Annotated in this window: 20 protein-coding genes; 11 read left to right on the plus strand and 9 right to left on the minus strand. The window is 72.9% G+C overall.

All coding sequences use genetic code 11. The annotated features are described in order from the left end of the window. Positions 1–15 precede the first annotated feature (15 nt). On the plus strand, positions 16–867 hold the full coding sequence (locus tag EHS43_RS17460) for a class II fructose-bisphosphate aldolase (RefSeq protein ID WP_125191693.1): 852 nt from the start codon (positions 16–18) through the stop codon (positions 865–867). On the opposite strand, the gene EHS43_RS17465 is transcribed toward EHS43_RS17460, so the two are convergent. Both EHS43_RS17465 and EHS43_RS17470 read right to left on the minus strand, forming a co-directional pair. Next, complete coding sequence (locus EHS43_RS17465) at positions 845–1573, minus strand: class I SAM-dependent methyltransferase (RefSeq protein ID WP_260470577.1); 729 nt, start codon at positions 1571–1573, stop codon at positions 845–847. The genes EHS43_RS17460 and EHS43_RS17465 overlap by 23 nt on opposite strands. A gap of 77 nt (positions 1574–1650) precedes the next feature. Next, positions 1651–2790 carry a methyltransferase gene (locus tag EHS43_RS17470; RefSeq protein ID WP_125191695.1) on the minus strand — a complete coding sequence of 380 codons (1140 nt, stop codon included), beginning with the start codon at positions 2788–2790 and terminating at the stop codon, positions 1651–1653. Between the two features lie 67 nt (positions 2791–2857). Here EHS43_RS17470 and EHS43_RS17475 point away from each other — a divergent pair, with 67 nt between their 5' ends. The 5 genes from EHS43_RS17475 to EHS43_RS17490 are packed head-to-tail and all read left to right on the plus strand — an operon-like array spanning position 2858 to position 6086. After that, on the plus strand, positions 2858–3499 hold the full coding sequence (locus EHS43_RS17475; protein WP_125191696.1) for an alpha-ketoglutarate-dependent dioxygenase AlkB: 642 nt from the start codon (positions 2858–2860) through the stop codon (positions 3497–3499). A 37-nt stretch (positions 3500–3536) separates the two neighbouring features. Beyond that, entirely contained in the window at positions 3537–4781 is a 1245-nt protein-coding gene (locus EHS43_RS17480) for an ROK family protein (RefSeq protein WP_125191697.1), read from the plus strand. After that, the gene (locus EHS43_RS46495; RefSeq protein WP_185806288.1) at positions 4774–4920 is read left to right on the plus strand and encodes a hypothetical protein; all 147 of its coding nucleotides are present in this window, start codon (positions 4774–4776) and stop codon (positions 4918–4920) included. Before EHS43_RS17480 ends, EHS43_RS46495 begins: the two co-directional genes overlap by 8 nt. After that, complete coding sequence (locus tag EHS43_RS17485; RefSeq protein ID WP_125191698.1) at positions 4913–5635, plus strand: NUDIX hydrolase; 723 nt, start codon at positions 4913–4915, stop codon at positions 5633–5635. Before EHS43_RS46495 ends, EHS43_RS17485 begins: the two co-directional genes overlap by 8 nt. Position 5636: 1 nt before the next feature. Then, the gene (locus EHS43_RS17490) at positions 5637–6086 is read left to right on the plus strand and encodes an RpiB/LacA/LacB family sugar-phosphate isomerase (protein WP_125191699.1); all 450 of its coding nucleotides are present in this window, start codon (positions 5637–5639) and stop codon (positions 6084–6086) included. A 152-nt stretch (positions 6087–6238) separates the two neighbouring features. On the opposite strand, the gene EHS43_RS17495 is transcribed toward EHS43_RS17490, so the two are convergent. Next, entirely contained in the window at positions 6239–7210 is a 972-nt protein-coding gene (locus tag EHS43_RS17495) for an NAD(P)-dependent oxidoreductase (protein WP_125191700.1), read from the minus strand. A 120-nt stretch (positions 7211–7330) separates the two neighbouring features. On the opposite strand from EHS43_RS17495, the gene EHS43_RS17500 reads away from it, so the two are divergent. Next, on the plus strand, positions 7331–7858 hold the full coding sequence (locus EHS43_RS17500) for an SMI1/KNR4 family protein (RefSeq protein ID WP_125191701.1): 528 nt from the start codon (positions 7331–7333) through the stop codon (positions 7856–7858). Here the strand turns inward: EHS43_RS17500 and EHS43_RS17505 are convergent. The 4 genes from EHS43_RS17505 to EHS43_RS17520 are packed head-to-tail and all read right to left on the minus strand — an operon-like array spanning position 7811 to position 10370. Next, entirely contained in the window at positions 7811–8791 is a 981-nt protein-coding gene (locus EHS43_RS17505; protein ID WP_125191702.1) for a phosphotriesterase, read from the minus strand. The two genes, EHS43_RS17500 and EHS43_RS17505, sit on opposite strands and share 48 nt — an antisense overlap. Then, positions 8785–9369, minus strand: a complete 585-nt coding sequence (locus EHS43_RS17510) for a DUF4865 family protein (protein WP_125191703.1) — start codon at positions 9367–9369, stop codon at positions 8785–8787. Before EHS43_RS17510 ends, EHS43_RS17505 begins: the two co-directional genes overlap by 7 nt. 11 nt (positions 9370–9380) lie before the next feature. Next, positions 9381–9776 (minus strand): cupin domain-containing protein, encoded by a 396-nt coding sequence (locus EHS43_RS17515; protein WP_125191704.1) that lies wholly within the window; start codon positions 9774–9776, stop codon positions 9381–9383. A 6-nt stretch (positions 9777–9782) separates the two neighbouring features. Continuing rightward, on the minus strand, positions 9783–10370 hold the full coding sequence (locus tag EHS43_RS17520; protein ID WP_185806289.1) for a TetR/AcrR family transcriptional regulator: 588 nt from the start codon (positions 10368–10370) through the stop codon (positions 9783–9785). A gap of 170 nt (positions 10371–10540) precedes the next feature. On the opposite strand from EHS43_RS17520, the gene EHS43_RS17525 reads away from it, so the two are divergent. Genes EHS43_RS17525 through EHS43_RS17535 form a run of 3 tightly spaced genes read left to right on the plus strand, consistent with a single transcriptional unit; the run spans position 10541 to position 14183 of the window. Then, positions 10541–10834 (plus strand): SHOCT domain-containing protein, encoded by a 294-nt coding sequence (locus EHS43_RS17525; RefSeq protein WP_125191706.1) that lies wholly within the window; start codon positions 10541–10543, stop codon positions 10832–10834. Further along, a complete protein-coding gene (locus EHS43_RS17530; protein ID WP_125191707.1) occupies positions 10831–11625 on the plus strand; it encodes an ABC transporter ATP-binding protein in 795 nt (264 codons plus the stop codon). The genes EHS43_RS17525 and EHS43_RS17530 overlap by 4 nt, the downstream gene beginning before the upstream one ends. Further along, positions 11622–14183, plus strand: a complete 2562-nt coding sequence (locus EHS43_RS17535) for an ABC transporter permease (protein WP_125191708.1) — start codon at positions 11622–11624, stop codon at positions 14181–14183. The genes EHS43_RS17530 and EHS43_RS17535 overlap by 4 nt, the downstream gene beginning before the upstream one ends. A 197-nt stretch (positions 14184–14380) precedes the next feature. Here the strand turns inward: EHS43_RS17535 and EHS43_RS17540 are convergent, their stop codons facing one another. Beyond that, entirely contained in the window at positions 14381–14902 is a 522-nt protein-coding gene (locus EHS43_RS17540) for an ATP-binding protein (protein WP_125191709.1), read from the minus strand. Positions 14903–15087: 185 nt separating this feature from the next. Then, positions 15088–15411, minus strand: coding sequence for a hypothetical protein (locus tag EHS43_RS17545; RefSeq protein WP_125191710.1), 324 nt, complete (start codon positions 15409–15411; stop codon positions 15088–15090). 350 nt (positions 15412–15761) lie between these two features. Here EHS43_RS17545 and EHS43_RS17550 point away from each other — a divergent pair, with 350 nt between their 5' ends. Beyond that, the gene (locus EHS43_RS17550) at positions 15762–16907 is read left to right on the plus strand and encodes a PLP-dependent cysteine synthase family protein (protein ID WP_125191711.1); all 1146 of its coding nucleotides are present in this window, start codon (positions 15762–15764) and stop codon (positions 16905–16907) included. Positions 16908–17158 lie beyond the last annotated feature (251 nt).

Consider the following 17158-nt stretch of genomic DNA (forward strand, 5'->3'; position numbering starts at 1 on the left):
CCCCTAGGAGACGTCGTGCCCCTGGTCACCACCGGCGAGCTCGTCACCTGGGCGGCCGCCACCCGCTCCGCCGTCGCCGCCTTCAACATCATCACCCTGGAACACGTCGAGGCCGTCATCGCCGGGGCCGAGTCCCTGGCGTCGCCCGTCGTCCTCCAAGTCAGCGAGAACGCCGTCAAGTTCCGCCACGGCCGCCTCCACCCACTCGCCCGTGCCGCCGTCACCGCGGCCGAACGCGCCGCCGTGCCCGTCGCGTTGCACCTCGACCATGTGCGGAGCGACGGCCTGCTGCGCCGGGCGGCCGACGCCGGTTTCGGCTCCGTGATGTACGACGCGGCGCATCTGCCCTACGCCGAGAACCTCGCCGCGACCCGGGCCGCGGCGGACTGGGCGCACTCGCAAGGGCTCTGGATCGAGGCGGAGTTGGGCGAGGTGGGCGGCAAGGACGGCGCACCCCCGCTGGACGCGCACGCCCCCGGCGCCCGTACCGACCCCGCCGAGGCCCGCGCCTTTGTCGCCGACTCCGGTGTGGACGCCCTCGCCGTGGCCGTCGGCAGCGCCCACGCGATGACCGAGCGCACCGCCACCCTCGACCACGACCTCCTCGAACGGCTCTCCGCCGCCCTGGACGTCCCCCTCGTCCTGCACGGCTCCTCCGGGGTCCGCGACGAGGAACTCACCGCGGCCGTCGCGGGCGGCATCGCCAAGGTCAACGTCGGCACCGCGCTGAACATCGCCATGACCGGCGCGATCCGGGAGTACCTGGCGGCCCACCCCGGCGCGGTGGACTCGCGCACCTACCTGAGTGCCGGGCGGGACGCCATGACCGAGGCGACCCGGCGGATCATCCGGCTGCTCGGGCGGTGAGGACCGGCTGGTAGAACCCGGTCGCCGCCGGCTCGTGCCAGCGCAGGTCGGTGAATCCGGCGGCGGCCACGAACCCGGTCAGCTGCGCACGCGTCAGCGCCCAGGAGGTCGTACGACGGACCCGGACCGCCCAGTCGTCACCGGGGCCGGGCCGGAGCTGGAAGTACTCCTGGTCGTAGCGCTCGCCGTCCTCGCGCCAGTGCCACAGCTGGAAGGTGATCAGCCGGCCGTCGGGGCTCTCGGAGACCTGCGGGGGCGCGGCCCCGGGCCGGGTCCGGCGGATCTCGTCGTAGTCCCTGAGGGTGAGCAGCAGCAGGCCCCCGTCCCGCAGCACCCGCCGCATGCCCGCGAGCGCTGTCGCCACGTCCGGGGCTGTCAGCAGATGGGCCAGGGAGTTGTCGGCGCTGACGACCACGTCGAACACGGACGACACGAACGGCAGCCGACGCATGTCCGCGGCGACCGTCGGCAGCTGGGCACCGCGCGCGGCCGCCTCCGCCGCGGCGCGAGTGGCCGCGACGGGACTGAGATCGCTGCCGACCACCCGGTGCCCGGCCAGCGCCAGCCCGATCGCCTGCGTCCCGATCCCGCACGAGCAGTCCAGCACCCGCTGCGGGCCCGGCCCGAGGAGAGCGCCCAGCGTCGCCGCCTGACGGGCCATGCTCGCGTCCCAGTCCGCGAAGATCCGGTGGTAGTCCGGAGCCAGCGAGTCGTAGAAGTCCCGCGCCGAGAAAGCGGAAGAAGCCGAGGAACCAGAGGAACACGACGAAGCCGGGGAATCAGTCACCCGGACCTTTTTACCGCCTTGAGCACCACGAACTTGGGGTTCCCGGCGACCAGTTGGCTGTTCCCGAACAGCTTCCGCAGCTTCACGTGGTAGCCGAGGTGCCGATTCCCGACGACCCACAGCTCGCCGCCGGGCCGCAGCGTCCGGCGCGCGTCGGTGAACATCCGCCAGGCCGTCGCGTCGGTCGTGGCCTGGTGGGAGTGGAACGGCGGGTTGTTGAGCACGAGGTCGACGCTGTCCGCCGGGACCCCTGTCAGACCGTCCCCGACCCGGAACTCCGCGTGCCCCGGCACCCCGTTCGCCTTGTACGTCGCCTCCGCCGAGGCCACGGCCTGGAAGGACTCGTCGACGAACAGCACCTCGGCCTCGGGGTTGGCCAGGGCCATCGCCGTGCCGACGATTCCGTTGCCGCAGCCCAGGTCCACGATCCGCTGGGCGCCACGGCTGTCCGGCAGGTGCTGGAGGAAGAACCGGGTGCCGATGTCGAGCCGGTCCGCGCAGAAGACGCCCGCGTGGTTGACCACGGTCCGCCCGGAGACGGCACCGATGCCGTCCGGGAGCGTGTAGCCGTACGGCCAGGGGTTGGCGGGCCGTTCGAGCGACGGCTGCGGAGTGCAGAAGACGAGCCGGGCCTTCTTCTCGGCGAGCGAGGTGCGGGTCGGGCCGAGGATCCGCTCGAACAGCTGGAGCGTGGAGGTGTGGATCTCCTTCACCATGCCGGTGCCGACGACCACCGTGTCCTCGTGCACCACGGGTGCCAGCCGCGAGAGCTGGTCCTCCAGCAGGGCCAGACTCTTCGGCACGCGCACCAGCAGGACGTCGACCCGGCCGGGCGGCGGGTCCTGGGTGGTCAGCAGCCGCACGGCACCGGGCTCGACGCCGGCGCGTGCGAGGTTGGCGCGGGTCGCCTCCTGGCTGAGGAAGGAATCCGTGATCTGCACCGGCCGGTGCGCCGCCAGCGCGGTGACCAGGGCACCCCAGCGGTCCCCGGCCACGACGACGGTGCCGGACAGCGCCACCCCCTCGTCCGCGAGATACCTCAGCAGATACTCGTCGGAGGCGTCCCAGGCACGCAGCCGGTCGCGCGGGTCCTCGGGGAAACGGGTGAGGGCGAGCTCGCCCCAGGGCGTCGTCATTCGGTCGTCCATCGTGCGTCCAGGCTAGCGGAGCCGCAGCTCAGGCCCCTCGGGCAGGATGGAACCCATGGAAGCCGAGCTGTTCCCCCGGGCCCGTACTGAGGTCGCACCGGGCGCGGTGCACGTACCGGACTGGCTGACCCCGGCACGCCAGGGCGAGCTGCTGGCGGCCTGCCGGGAGTGGGCGCGCCCGCCCGCCGGACTGCGCACGGTCCGCACCCCGGGCGGCGGCACGATGACCGCACGGCAGGTCTGCCTGGGCTGGCACTGGTATCCGTACGCCTACGCCCGCACGGTCGTCGACGGCGACGGAGCAGCCGTGAAGCCCTTCCCGCGCTGGCTGGGCGAGCTGGGCCGGGAAGCCGTCCGTGACGCCCTCGGCACCGACGTCCGCGGATACGACATCGCGCTGATCAACTTCTACGACGGTGACGCCCGGATGGGCATGCACCGCGACAGCGACGAGAAGTCGGACGCGCCCGTGGTCTCCCTGAGCCTCGGCGACACCTGTGTCTTCCGCTTCGGCAACCCCGAGACCCGGACCAGGCCCTACACGGACGTCGAACTGCGCAGCGGCGACCTGTTCGTGTTCGGCGGCCCGTCGCGGCTCGCGTACCACGGGGTACCCCGCGTGCATCCGGGCACCGCGCCGCCCGAGTTGGGGCTGGCGGGACGGCTGAACATCACGCTGCGGATCAGCGGCCTCTAGGCCGGGACGGCGAACGGATCATGGGAGACTCGCCCTCATGAGCGGCAAGGCGGACCCCCGGCCGGCGGGGGAAGGGACCACCTCGAGGGCGCGGCTGGACCGGGGGCGCGGTGCGCTCGGGCCCGCGCTGGAGCTCGTGCACACCGGACGGGCGCCCACCCGGGCCGTGCTCACGGCGGAACTCGGGGTGACGCGGGCGACGGCAGGCGCGGTCGCCGCCGAGCTGGAGGCGCTCGGGCTGATCCGCGTCGACGCCCGGCCCACCGCGGCCGCCGGTTCGCAGGGCAGGCCCTCGCACCGGCTCGCGGTCGCCGAGGACGGTCCCGTGGTGCTGGCCGCGCAGGTGCACTCCGACGGCTTCCGGGCCGCCCTGGTCGGACTGGGCGGCCGTATCGTCGCCACCGCACCCGGCTGCGAGACCGTCGACGCCGACCCGGCGAAGGTCCTCGGCTCCGTCGTGGAGGCGGGCGCCGACCTGCTGCGCACCACCGGAAGGCGCTGCGTGGGCGCGGGACTCGCCGTGCCCTCCGCGGTCGCCGAACCCGACGGCCTCGCCCTCAACCCCCTCCACCTGGCCTGGCCCGCCGGCGCCCCCGTCCGCCGGATCTTCGGCGAGTGCGTGCGCGCCGCCGGCATCACCGGACCGGCCTTCGCGGGCAACGACGTCAACCTCGCCGCGCTCGCCGAGCACCGGCACGGCGCGGGGCGCGGCGCCCGGGACCTGCTGTGCGTGGCCACCGGCCACCGGGGCGTGGGCGGGGCACTGGTGCTCGACGGGCGTCTGCACACGGGCAGTTCGGGCCTGGCCCTGGAGGTCGGCCACCTCACCGTGAACCCCGAGGGCCGCCCCTGCCACTGCGGCAGCCGCGGCTGCCTGGACGTCGAGGCCGACCCGCTGGCCCTGCTCACGGCGGCGGGACGCGACCCCGGCCCCGAGCAGTCCCTGCTCCGGCAGGCCGACGACCTCGTGCGCGACCACTACGACGACCCCGCCGTCCGTACGGCGGCCGAGTCGCTGATCGACCGCCTGGGCCTGGGCCTCGCCGGGCTGGTCAACATCCTCAACCCGGACCGGATCATCCTCGGCGGCCTCCACCGCACCCTCCTGGACGCCGACCCCGCGCGCCTGCGGGCCGTCGTCGCCGAGCGCAGCCTGTGGGGACAGAGCGGCGGCGTCCCCATCCTGGCCTGCACCCTGGACCACAACAGCCTCGTCGGAGCAGCCGAACTGGCGTGGCAGCCGGTACTGGACGACCCGCTGGGGGCCCTGGCCCGTGGCTGAACTGCTGGTGGCCGGGAGGCTGCGTCTGGTCGGTGGTGCGGGGGAGTCGCGGGCGGACAGGGACACCAGGTGGGACGCGGCCGTCCCGGCGTGGGAGCCGATGTTCGACGACCCGCTGGGGGCCCTGGCCCGTGGCTGAACTGCTGGAGGCCGGAAAGCTGCGCCTGGTCGAGGTGGCGGCCCCGGTGGTGCGGGGGCGGACGCGGGTGGCCATGGACCGTGCGTGGCACGAGGCGGTCCGCGCCAACCCCTCCCTCTTCGACGGCCCCGTGGCCGTCTGCGCGGGACTGTCCAGGGAAGCCCCGGACACCCTGCTCGTCTCCTGGTCCCGGGCGACCTACCGCTACTTCGCCCTGCGCCGCGTCCCGGGCGCCACCGTCCCGCGGTCCCTGTTCGTGAGCGTGGTGCAGCCGACCGAGGACGGACGCGTCCTGGTGGGCCGCATGTCCGCCTCGACCGCCGCACCCGGACGCCGGCAGTTCCCCGGCGGATCGGTGGAACCACCCACCGGCGACGAGCCGCTCGACGAGCACGCACTGCGCCGACACGCGGCCGTGGAACTGGCCGAGGAGACCGGCATCGACCTCCCCGCGGCCGACCTCACCCGCTGCCTGGTCACCCACGGCGAGGACGGACAGGTCGGCGTCCACTACCTGGCGCCACCCCTGCCCGCGCCCCTGATCCACGAACGCTTCGAGGCGCTCGTGGCCGCCGAGACGGCACGCGGGCGTGCCCCGGAGTTCGACCGGATCACCCTCGTCGGCTCACCGGCCGAACTGCCTGGCCTCGCCGGTCCGCACGTGACCTACCTGGAACCCGTCCTCCGGTGGGCGAACCGCCGAGTAGGCTCGTGACATGCGGATCTCCGTCTCGTCGGACATGGACGAACCAGTCGCGCGCACCCTCCTCGACCAGCTGCGCGCGCGAGGCCACGACGTCGTCGCGTACGGCGCCCTGAGCCCCGGCGCCGACCCGCAGTGGGCCGCCTGCTCCGAGGCCGCGGCCCGTGAGGTCGCCGCGGGGCGAGCCGACCAGGCCGTCGTCTGCTGCTGGACCGGCACCGGCGCCTCCATCGCCGCGAACAAGGTCCCCGGCGTCCGGGCCGCCCTGTGCACGGACGCCTACACCGCGGACGGCGCCCGCCGCTGGAACGACGCGAACGTCCTGGCGCTCAGCCTCCGCCTCACCTCCGCACCGCTCCTCAAGGAGATCCTCGACGCCTGGTTCTCTGCCGAGGCGAGCGCGGACCCGGAGGACCGGGAGAACGTGGCCCGGGTGGCCCGCCTGGACGCCGGCCGGGCCTAAAGGCTGTTGCACAACGGCGAACTCGCGCAGATCCAGCCATCGACAGCAAGGTCAACTGCCCGAATATGCATGCCTTCCTGCCGCCTTGGAACTCCGCATGAAGGAGACCCGGAAGATCGACCAGCCGTTGCGCAACACGATTTAGGGCCCGGTCAGACGCCGAGCGGGCCCGCCACCTCCAGCTCCCCGTGGTCGATCAGCCACCGCACCGACTCCAGTACGGCGGCCTCCGGTTCGTAGCGGGGGGCGTAGCCGAGGAGGTTCCTGGCCTTCTCGATGGACAGGCACTGGCTGCGGTGAAGGTGCTCCCAGCTCGCCTCGGCGTGCTCCGGGGCCGTGGCCAGACGGAACTCCTGCCAGGTCACCGGCTCCAGCGACGCGGTCCGGCCGAACCACCCGGCCGCGATACCGGCGTACCCGCGCACGTTCAGCGCGGTGGGGGCCACGATGTTGAAGTCCTCTCCCGCCGCCGCGTCCCGCTGCTCGACCGCCCGCTCGAAGGACTGCGCCACGTCGTCCGCGTGCACGTGGTGCATCAGCTCGACACCGCTGCCGGGGATCCGGAGCGGCCGGCCCGCCGAGAGCGCGTACCAGACGGTGGGGTCGAGGCTTCCCAGCGGGCCGATCGGATGCCAGCCGGGACCGACGATGTGCCCGGGGTGCAGGGACGTGGTCACCAGGCCCCCGGCGGCGGTCTCCTCCTTCAGCATCCGGGCGATCCGGTCCTTCTGGATGCCGTACTCCCCGACGGGCGGGGTGCCTGTGGTCTCGGTTACCGGCAGCCTGTCGGCGGGCCCGTGACGCCACACGCTGCCGCAGTGCAGCAGGTGCCCGGCCGCGCCGCGCAGCCGCTCTACCAGCGCGGTGGCCGAGTCCAGGGTGAAGCACACCAGGTCGACGACGACGTCCGGCTCCAGCCCGGCCACGCGGTCGCCGAAGGTCCCCTCGTCGTCCTCCCGCTGCCGGTCGGCGACCACCTGACGCACGTGCTGCCACTCGGGAGCCTCGACGTACGCGGTACGCGCGCCCCGGCTGATGTTGATCACTTCATGGCCGGCGCGGACCAGTCGCGGCACCAGGAAGGTGCCGATGTGCCCGCTCCCGCCGATGACGACGACTCGCATGTTCTCCCCATCGGTGTCAGGTCGATCAGGCCAGTCTGGTCAGGTCCCCGGCAGCCCCGTCAAGGTCCACCGCGCCGCGACGGCAGGGCCGTTGTCAGTGGCGGCGGCTAGCCTGCGGGCGTGATCGAGACGACCGAGGGCGACCGCGCCCTCCCGCCCGCGCTGGCCGAGGTGGCCCGCGTGGAGTTCGACTACGACGACGGCGAGGGAGTCGACTTCGAGCCGTACGACGCCTTCGACTCCGCCGAGGAGACCACCGACTGGCTGCGCCACTGGACCGGCAACCACCGACTGGACGGCGACGCCTACCGGGTCTTCGGACAGGACGGCACCGGTGGCCTAGCTGCCCTGTGGTGCGTGCGGCCCGGGCGGCCGCTCGCCGAACAGCCCGTGGTGTTCCTGGGCTCGGAGGGCGAGCGCGGTGTCGTCGCGGCGAACCTGTCCGACTTCCTGTGGGTGCTGGCCGACGGCCTGGGACCGATGGAGGTCGTGGAGCACGAGCGGTACGACGGCCGCCCCGACCCGGTGCTCACCGCACTCGCCGAGCGTCACGCGACCACCCCGCGCCGCGCGACCGGTGACATCGTCGCCGCCGCCCGGTCAGAGTTCCCGGCGTTCTCCGAGGACATCGACGCCCTCTGCCGCTGAGCGGGGGTGGCAGGGCCGCGTCCACTCCACGGCCAGGGCCCGGCCGGGGTTGTCGACGAGGATCTGCCGCACCGCTTCCTCACCCAGCTCGGCCGCGAGCCGCGGGCGTATCCGGCGCAGCAGATACGGCATTCCCGGCCCTCCGTCGACCGAGCGGGCGGCCGCGGTCGTGGTGTCGCCGCCGAGCAGCAGCCGGTGCGTATGTCCCGCCTCGGCCAGGGCCCGTACGGCGTCGGGCATGCGCCAGTCCGTGCCGTGATGGGCGCGTGAGGGCCCGTCGAAGGCGAGGTAGCAGCCCGATGCCGCGGCCTGGCGGTGCACGGTCAGGTCGGGGGAGCGGTTGAGGTGACCGAGGATCACCCGCTGCGGCGGCACCCCCAACTCCCCGCACAACAGGTCCAGCACGTCCAGCGCGCCGGTACCCTGCTCCAGATGGACGGCGATCGGCGCCCCCGTCGCACGATGGGCCTCCGCCGCCGCGGACATGGTCCAGCGGGCGTGCGCGTCCAGCGCGTGGAACCCGCCCGCCACCTTGATCAGCCCCGCGCGGACCCCCGACGCCCCGATGCCCTCGGTCAGTTCGGCGACGAACACCTCGGCCAGCCTGCCGCGCAGTCCGGCGAGCGTGGCGTCGTCGTAGTGGACGGCCTGGTGCAGCCCGGTCGCGGCGACGATCCGCACCCCCGTCTCCCGCTCCAGCGCGGGCAGTTCGGCGGCCCGCCGCCCCAGCCCGTACGGCGTCCACTGCACCACGGTGCCCCCGCCCTGCGCGGCGAACGCCCGCAGCTCGGCCCGCGCCGCGGAGACGCTCCGCAGCTCCTGCCCGGGCAGGAGGGGACTGCCGAAGAACAGATGGTCGTGCGCGTCGCACACACCGAGCCGCTCGGCGGGAACGTCACCGGCCACCGTACGGACGGCGGTGGCCCTCACCACTGCCGGCCCTGCGGCAGCAACTCCCGGCCCGGAGCCGACACGTGCAGCACCTCGAAGAGGTCGCCGTCCGCCTCGGGCGAGTCGTGCGTCCAGAGGGAGAAGTGGACGAGCTCCCAGCGGTCGGTGTCCACGACGGCCGCCGCGCACACCGCGCCGTCCACCCGGGCCAGCCGCTCCGCCTCACCCACGGCGTCCGCCGTCACCCCGGCCAACTCCACGCCGTCCGGCACCGGTTGCCGGCGTGTCAGGGCCCACCGGGCGGGAGAGCCGGCGGCGCCGCCCTCCTCGTACGCCAGTCCCGTCCACTGGCGCACCGACGGGCGGCCGAAGTCATGGCTCAGCCCCTGGAAGGCACCGCCCCACAGGAAGGTGTTCATGCCCTCCACCGTGTTCCAGAGGTAGAACGGCGCGTACTGGTTGACGGGTGAGCCGTTCACCCCGCGCTCGCGGATCAGGTACGTCTTGACGCCGAGCCCCTCCCAGCCGTCCAGCAGATGCCCGATCCGGGCCACGCGCGCGCGGATGACGCCCATGTCGTAGTCGGCTGGCAGAGTGAGTTCGTACTGCATGGCGTGCATCGGGAGTCTCCTCAGGAGGGGTAGTCCTCGGGGGCGACATGCGCGTCCCAGTCGGCCGTCGCGCCGTCCTCCGCGGCCTCGACGACCGCGAGATGGGTCATGAAGGTGTACGGCCCGGCTCCGTGCCAGTGCCACTCACCCGGTTCGATCCACACCGTGTCGCCCGCCCGGACCGGTTCGGGGGGCGCGCCCCTGCGCTGCACCAGCCCCTCGCCCTCGGTGACGTGCAGCACCTGGCCGTGCGGATGGCGGTGCCACGCGGTGTGCGCGCCGGGGGCGAAGTGGACGTTGAACATCCGCAGCCGGGACGGGGCGGCGGGCGCGGCGATCTCGTCGAGCCACACCGTCCCGGTGAAGTTCTCCGCCGCTCCCTGCCGGGTTTCGGGGCGCTGTCGGGTGATCCGCACGTGTGTCTACTTCCCTTGCGTCGAGAGGGGCGCGAGCAGTGAGAGCAGGCCTCGTACACCGGTGTCGAACGCGGCGGGCGAGCCGGACGCGCGGGCGAGGACATAGCCGCCCTGGACCGTCGCGAGCACGGTCGCCGCGATCTCCTCGCCGTCCAGCGAGGCCGCGAACTGGCCCTGTTCCTTGCCCTCTTCGACGATTCCGGCGATGCGTTCACGGATCCAGTCGATCGTCTCGTCGACCGGTGCCCGCAGCTCGTCGCTGGCGATGACGTCCGGATCCATCGTGAGTCGGCCGACAGGACAGCCGCGCAGCACGTCACGCTCGCGCCGCAGATAGGCCTCGATGCGCTCGTACGGTGTGCCGGGCCCGCCGAGCACCGCCTCCGCGGTGGCGCGCAGTTCCTCGGCGGTCCTGCGGATCGCGGCCAGAGCGAGGTCGGGCTTGCCCTTGAAGTGGTGGTACATGCTGCCCTGTCCGGCGCCCGCGCGCTCCAGGATGGCCTTGGGGCTGGTCCCCACGTAGCCGCGCTCCCACAGCAGTTCACGGGTGGACTCGATCAGTCGGTCCGAGGTGCTCATGCCGTCACTGTACATACTAGTAGTTACAGAAGTCGAGACCCTGAGGAGCAGGCCGAACAGGCCCGTGTACTCCCCGGGAGGTACACACACTGCCGCTGGCCGTACGACGACCCCGACCCGTCCCCGGCGCCAGTCTCGAAGCAGCACCGAAGGACACCCGCAGAACTCCAGGGAGATGAACCGACATGCAGACGCTCGCGAACTGGGACGGGGGCCCGGGGCCGTGGATCCTCTTCTTCCCGCTGATCTGGGCCGCCGTCGTGATCGGCGCCGTCACCGTCCTGCGCCGCACCGCCCGGCACGGCCACCGCGGACCCTGGCGGACCCCCGCCGACGCCGGTCCCTCCGGCGACTCGCCGATCGCCGTGCTCGGCCGCCGCTTCGCCGCCGGCGAGATCGACGAGGACGAGTACTGGCGTCGGCTGTCCGTCCTCGACGAGCAGTTCGGCCGTGCGGCGGGCAAGGGCGGCACGGCATGACCGCCCCGACCGCCCCGACGAGGACACCGCCGGCCGCCCGGGTGGTCGACGCCGTGAAGGTCTACGGCAGCGGCGACACCGGAGTGCGGGCCCTGGACGGGGTGAGCGTCGACTTCCCGGCCGGTCGCTTCACCGCGATCATGGGGCCCTCCGGTTCCGGCAAGTCCACCCTCATGCACTGCGCGGCGGGCCTCGACACGCTCACTGAGGGCACCGCCCACATCGGCGACACCGATCTCGGCCGCCTCGACGACCGCCGTCTGACCCTCCTGCGTCGCGACCGCGTCGGTTTCGTGTTCCAGGCGTTCAACCTGGTGCCGACGCTGACCGTCGAGGAGAACATCCGGCTGCCGCTGGACCTCGCGGGCGGCAGGGGCGACCCCGAGTGGATCGAGGCGCTGATCGACGTCGTCGGCCTGCGCGACCGGCTGCACCACCGGCCGGCCGAGCTCTCCGGCGGTCAGCAGCAACGCGTCGCCGTGGCCCGGGCGTTCGCCGGCCGCCCCGACGTCGTCTTCGCCGACGAGCCCACCGGGAACCTCGACTCCCGCTCGGGCGGGGAGGTCCTCGGCCTCCTCGGCAGGACCGTGCGCCGGACGGCCCGCACGGTCGTCATGGTCACCCACGACCCGGTGGCCGCGGCCCACGCCGACGAGGTCGTCTTCCTGGCCGACGGGCGCCTGGTGGACCGTATGGAAGCACCTACCGCGGACCGGGTCCTGGACCGCATGAAGGCCTTCGAGACGCCCTCGCAGACGGAGACACCCTCCAGGACGGAGGTGCCCTCATGAACGCGGCCCTCCGCCTGAGCGTGAACTCCCTGCGCGCCCACAAACGGCGCTTCACCGGGACCTTCCTCGCCGTCTTCCTGGGCGTCGCCTTCCTCACCGGCACCCTCGTCATGGGCGACACCCTCCGCGCCGGCTTCGACACCATGTTCGGCAACGCGACCGGCGGCACCGACGCCGTGGTCCGCAGCTCCGGGGCCATCACCACGCCGGGGGAGAGCCAGGGGGTGCGCGAACCGGTCCCCACCGACCTGGTCGGCACCGTCGAACAGGTCCCCGGTGTCGCGGCAGCCGCCCCCGACATCCAGGGCGCGGGCCAACTGGTCGGCGCGAACGGCAAGCCCATCGGCGGCCAGGGCCCGCCCACCCTCGCCGGCAACTGGATCGACGACACGCGGCTCAATCCGTACCGGCTCGCCGAGGGCCGCGCACCGGAGAGGTCCGGGGAGGTCGTGGTCAACCGCGGCACCGCCGAGAAGGGCGGCCTGAGGATCGGCGACCGGACGATCCTGCGGACACCGGACCCCGTCGAGGTGACCATCGTCGGCCTCGCCACCTTCGGCGGCGAGGACGGCATGGCCCAGGTGACCTTCACCGGCATGACCCGGGCCGACGCCGAGAAGTACCTCACGGCCCGGCCCGGAGAGGCGTCGAGCATCCAGGTGCGCGCGGACCCCGGAACAAGCCAGCGGGAACTCGTCGACCGGCTGACTCGCGTACTGCCCAAGGGGGTTGAGGCGATCACCGGCCAGGAGTCGACCGAGGAGAACACCGACATGATCTCCAGCCGGTTCCTGAGCGTGTTCACCACCTTCCTGCTGGTGTTCTCGGGCGTGGCCCTCCTGGTCGCCACCTTCTCCATCCACAACACCTTCGCGATCGTCGTCGCCCAACGCACCCGTGAGAACGCCCTGTTGCGGGCCCTCGGCGCCTCCCGACGCCAGGTCACCGCGTCGACCCTGGCCGAGGCGAGCGTCGTGGCCGTCACCGCCTCCGCGGCGGGTCTCGCCGGTGGCATCGGGATCGCCGCAGGTCTCCAGGCGCTGTTCCCGGCGATCGGATTCCCCTTCCCCGAGGGCGACTTGGTGATCAGCGCGCTGTCGTGGCTGTTGCCGCTCGCGGTCGGTGTCGTGGTCTGCCTGGGCTCCGCCCTGCTGCCGGCCGTACGCGCCGGACGCACCGCTCCGCTGGCCGCACTGCGCGAGACGGCCGTCGACCAGTCGGGCGCCTCCCGCTTCCGTGCCGTCACCGGGGCCGGCCTGGGCGCGCTCGCCGTGGCGGTCACCCTCACCGGCGTCCTGGTGTCACCGTCCCTCGGTCTCGCCGCGACCGGCGCGGTCCTGGCGCTCGTCGCGTTCGTGGTCCTCGGCCCGGTCGCCTCGACGACAGCCGTACGCGTGCTCGGCAGCCCCCTCGACCGGTTCCGCGGCGTCACCGGTTCCCTGGCCCGGCGCAACGCCCTGCGCAGCCCCGCGCGGACGGCCGCCACCGCGAGCGCGCTCATGATCGGTGTGGCCGTGGTCTCGCTGTTCACGGTGTTCGGGGCGTCCCTGAAGGCCACCATGGACCAGACCGTGTCCCGGTCCTTCGCGGGCGACGTCGCCGTCAGCACCCCGTCGTTCGGCGCGGGCGGCAGCGGCCTGAGCCCCCGTCTCGCCGGAGCGCTCGCATCGCTTCCCGAGGTGGACACCGCTGTGGGACTCGGCCGCGGTGTCGCCGAAGTCGACGGTCAGGGGAGGGCGTTGACCGTCACGGACCCGCTGGCCCTGGAGCGCACCTTCGACCTCGGCACCGTGCGCGGCTCCCTGCGCGACCTCGGCACCGACGGCATCGCCATCACCCGCACGGAGGCCCGGAAACAGGGCCTCACGCCCGGCGACACGACCCGACTCGCCTTCACCGACGGCGAGAAGGAGACCTTCACGGTCCGCGCGGTCTACGGGCGTTCCGAACTGGCGGGGGACTACGTCATCACCCGCGCGGCCTGGGCCCCGCACCGCACCCAGGACGCGGACACGGTCGTCGCGGTCTCCTTCAAGGACGGCGTGGGCACGGGCGCGGGCAGGGCGGCGGTGGAGAAGGTGGCGGCGCGGTACGGGCATCCCGAGGTGCAGACCCGCGACGAGTACGCGCAGTCGTCGGCCGGCGGCATCGACATGATGCTGACGCTGGTCTACGCGCTCCTGGCCCTCGCGGTCCTCATCGCGCTGCTGGGCATCGCCAACACGCTGACCCTCGCCCTCCACGAGCGCACCCGCGAACTGGGCCTGCTGAGGGCCGTGGGCCAGACCCGTTCCCAGCTGCGCGCCATGGTCCGCTGGGAGTCGGTCCTGGTCGCGGCCTTCGGCACGGTCGGCGGACTCACCCTCGGCGCCTTCCTGGGCTGGGTTCTGGTCAAGGCCTCGGACGGCACGAGCGACAGCACCTTCGCCTTCGCGATACCGCCCCTGCACCTCGCGGTGGTCGCCCTGGTGGGCCTCACCGCCGGAGCCCTCGCTGGACTGCGCCCGGCCCGGCGCGCGGCACGCCTCGATGTGCTGAGTGCCATCGCGACGGAGTAGCACGCCGGGTCGCGGGGTCACGGGCTTGCCGGGTCGCCTGATCGTGCACTCGGCGGCTCGCCCGGGACAGGGCCGGAGGGGCGCGCCGGTGCCGGGACGACGTACCCGCGGAGGTCCGCAGAGCTGTGCGCTCTCCCGGACCCGCCCCCAGGCGCCTCCGGGGCCGACGGGCGTACGGAGCAGCCGTCACCGCCCGGTCAGCCGGCAACGGCGGACCGGGCGGGAGCGTGTTCGGACCTACGGCCCTCGACCCGCACCTCGGCGAACCGGAGCGCGGTCTTGTCGAGGATGGTCTGACGCTGGGGCCGCGCTGCGGAGGGCGTCGGCAGCGTGAACCACACGAACTTGCCCGACTCGCCGTCCGGCCGTACGCCCCAGCTCTCGCTGACCGCGGCGACCATCGCGAGCCCGCGCCCGCACGTGGCGAGCGGCTCGGTGTCCTTGATGTCGGCCACGACCGGCAGACGCGGGTCGTGGTCGTGCACCGAGACCATGAGCCGGTCGAGCAGCAGCTCGATCTTCACGGTGCACGTCTTGTCGGGCTGGGCATGGCGGTGGACGTTGGTCAGCAACTCCGTCACACCGAGCACGGCCCGGTCTATGAGGGGATCCATATGCCAGTAGCGCAACTGCGCAGAAAGGATTCTGCGGACCTGGCCGATCCGCGACGGCAGAGCCTGAAGCTCCACCGTGCAATGCCTGCTTGGGTGACTGATCACGGCTGCGACTCCCCGACGTGAGGTCCGGAAGAACACGGAGTTCGGATCGATCCAGCAGGTGCCCGTGTGACATGGGCGCCTGCTGTAGTGCCCGGCGGGCTGGTGTGCAGCGTGATCGCCGGTAAACCCAGAGTGATGTGAGACCAGCGTGACGCAGGAGGTGCGTTGCCGCAACTCGCGGTGACCTACTCGCTACGTCCCGCAGCCCTGCGTACGGCCTCGATGAACCGGCGAGCCGCCGGCGGCCCCGGCTCGCCCGGGGCGGGGTCGCGCTCGCCCAGGGTCAGCAGGTACCGGTTGCCGTTGAGGTCGGCGAGAGCCCGGCCGTCCGGGGCGAACCAGGGCTTGGAGGCGCGCACCGCCTGCACCGGCGCACTGTCGATCTCGCTGCCGTAACTGGTGAGCAGTTCCAGTCTGCCGTCGTTGATCCGGACCTGACCGGCCCGGGTGAGCGATCGCAGTCTCTTCCCGATCCGCACGCCCGTAGCCGTGAACTCCGGCTCCGCCATGCTGTCCCGCCCCCTTGTGCGCGTCGGTGCGCCGGCCCGTGCTCCCGCGTGGGCCGAGAGCCGGCGTCTGTCGTGATCCAGTGTGCGCGCCCCCGTGTTCGGGATGTCCGTCCCGCCCGGTGCAGTCTGCCCGCCATGGGCGTCGAGCACCAGTACGCATGACATCTCGGCGGGAGCGCCCGGAGCACTCGTGCGAATGCGCCCCCGCCACCGCGCCCCCTTGCGACCCCAGGGTGCCTTTGAGGCTCCCAAAGGTGTGTTTATGCAGGTGAGAAGCGTGCGCAAGGTGTCTATGATCGAGACAGCGGCCGCGCGACGCGCCGTCGGCGCGAAGTGTTAGGAGCCCCGCCGTGAGCACCCCTCAGCAGACCCGACCCGGCGACACCCTCGACATCGACCGCAGCGACACCGCCTACCGAGGCTGGCTGAAAGAAGCCGTCCGCAAGGTGCAGGCGGACGCCAACCGCTCGGCCGACACACACCTCCTGCGCTTCCCGCTCCCGGAGAAGTGGGGCATCGACCTGTACCTCAAGGACGAGTCGACCCACCCCACCGGCAGCCTCAAGCACCGGCTCGCCCGGTCCCTGTTCCTCTACGGCCTGTGCAATGGCTGGATCCGGCCGGGCCGCCCGGTGATCGAGGCGTCCAGCGGCTCCACCGCCGTGTCGGAGGCGTACTTCGCGAAGCTGATCGGCGTGCCCTTCATCGCGGTCATGCCGCGCACGACGAGCGCCGAGAAGATCCGCCTCATCGAGTTCCACGGCGGCCGGTGCCACTTCGTGGACGACCCGCGCACCATGTACGAGGAGTCCGCCCGCCTCGCGGGGGAGACGGGCGGCCACTACATGGACCAGTTCACCTACGCGGAACGGGCCACGGACTGGCGCGGCAACAACAACATCGCCGAATCCATCTTCCGGCAACTGGAGTTGGAGCGTTTCCCGGAGCCCGCCTGGATCGTCGCCACGGCCGGCACCGGCGGCACCTCGGCGACCCTCGCCCGGTACGTCCACTACATGCAGCACGACACCCGCATCTGCGTGGCCGATCCTGAGAATTCCTGCTTCTTCGAGGGCTGGAGCACCGGCGATCCGGACGTGACGTGCGACTGCGGCTCGCGCATCGAGGGCATCGGCCGGCCGCGCATGGAGCCGAGCTTCGTACCCGGGGCGATCGACCGCATGATGAAGGTCCCGGACGCGGCCAGCGTCGCCGCCGTGCGGGCCCTGGAGCGGGCCATCGGGCGCCGTGCGGGCGGCTCGACCGGCACCGGACTGTGGAGCGCGCTGAAGATCATCGCCGAGATGGTGGCCGAGGGGCACCGGGGGAGTGTCGTCACCCTCCTCTGCGACCCCGGCGACCGGTACCTCGACAAGTACTACTCGGACGCGTGGCTGGCCGAGCAGGGCCTGGACATCGAGCCGTACACCGCGGCGATCGCCGCACTCCTGGAGACTGGGGTGTGGCCCGGCCGGACGAGCCCCGGCGCCCCCTAGACCCCGACGAGGATCAACGCGGCTGCCGGACCAGGCGGAACCCGTCCAGCGACCGCACAAGCGGCGACCTCGGGATCGGCCGGTCCCGGTTTCGGTCCCGCTCTCTGGCGGACGTCGGGTGGAGGCGCAGAGGGTTCACCGTCGCCAACGCCAACCACCGCATCCGCACCGCGCAGACACGCGCCCCGCTGCGAACCTCCCGGTCAGACCTGGCCGCTCCGCGCCGCGAGCCGCCGGTCCAGTGTCCGGAC

The organism is Streptomyces sp. RP5T, assembly GCF_003933965.1.
Lineage (GTDB): Bacteria > Actinomycetota > Actinomycetes > Streptomycetales > Streptomycetaceae > Streptomyces.

Excerpts from the sequence above, each read along its gene's own strand:
- EHS43_RS17475 (WP_125191696.1), top strand. The coding sequence starts at position 2,858 with ATGGAAGCCGAGCTGTTCCCCCGGGCCCGTACTGAGGTCGCACCGGGC.
- EHS43_RS17535 (WP_125191708.1), top strand. The coding sequence starts at position 11,622 with ATGAACGCGGCCCTCCGCCTGAGCGTGAACTCCCTGCGCGCCCACAAA.
- EHS43_RS17530 (WP_125191707.1), top strand. The coding sequence starts at position 10,831 with ATGACCGCCCCGACCGCCCCGACGAGGACACCGCCGGCCGCCCGGGTG.
- EHS43_RS17510 (WP_125191703.1), bottom strand. The coding sequence starts at position 9,369 with ATGCACGCCATGCAGTACGAACTCACTCTGCCAGCCGACTACGACATG.
- EHS43_RS17470 (WP_125191695.1), bottom strand. The coding sequence starts at position 2,790 with ATGACGACGCCCTGGGGCGAGCTCGCCCTCACCCGTTTCCCCGAGGAC.
- EHS43_RS17495 (WP_125191700.1), bottom strand. The coding sequence starts at position 7,210 with ATGCGAGTCGTCGTCATCGGCGGGAGCGGGCACATCGGCACCTTCCTG.
- EHS43_RS17490 (WP_125191699.1), top strand. The coding sequence starts at position 5,637 with ATGCGGATCTCCGTCTCGTCGGACATGGACGAACCAGTCGCGCGCACC.
- EHS43_RS17480 (WP_125191697.1), top strand. The coding sequence starts at position 3,537 with ATGAGCGGCAAGGCGGACCCCCGGCCGGCGGGGGAAGGGACCACCTCG.
- EHS43_RS17520 (WP_185806289.1), bottom strand. The coding sequence starts at position 10,370 with ATGTACAGTGACGGCATGAGCACCTCGGACCGACTGATCGAGTCCACC.
- EHS43_RS17545 (WP_125191710.1), bottom strand. The coding sequence starts at position 15,411 with ATGGCGGAGCCGGAGTTCACGGCTACGGGCGTGCGGATCGGGAAGAGA.
- EHS43_RS17525 (WP_125191706.1), top strand. The coding sequence starts at position 10,541 with ATGCAGACGCTCGCGAACTGGGACGGGGGCCCGGGGCCGTGGATCCTC.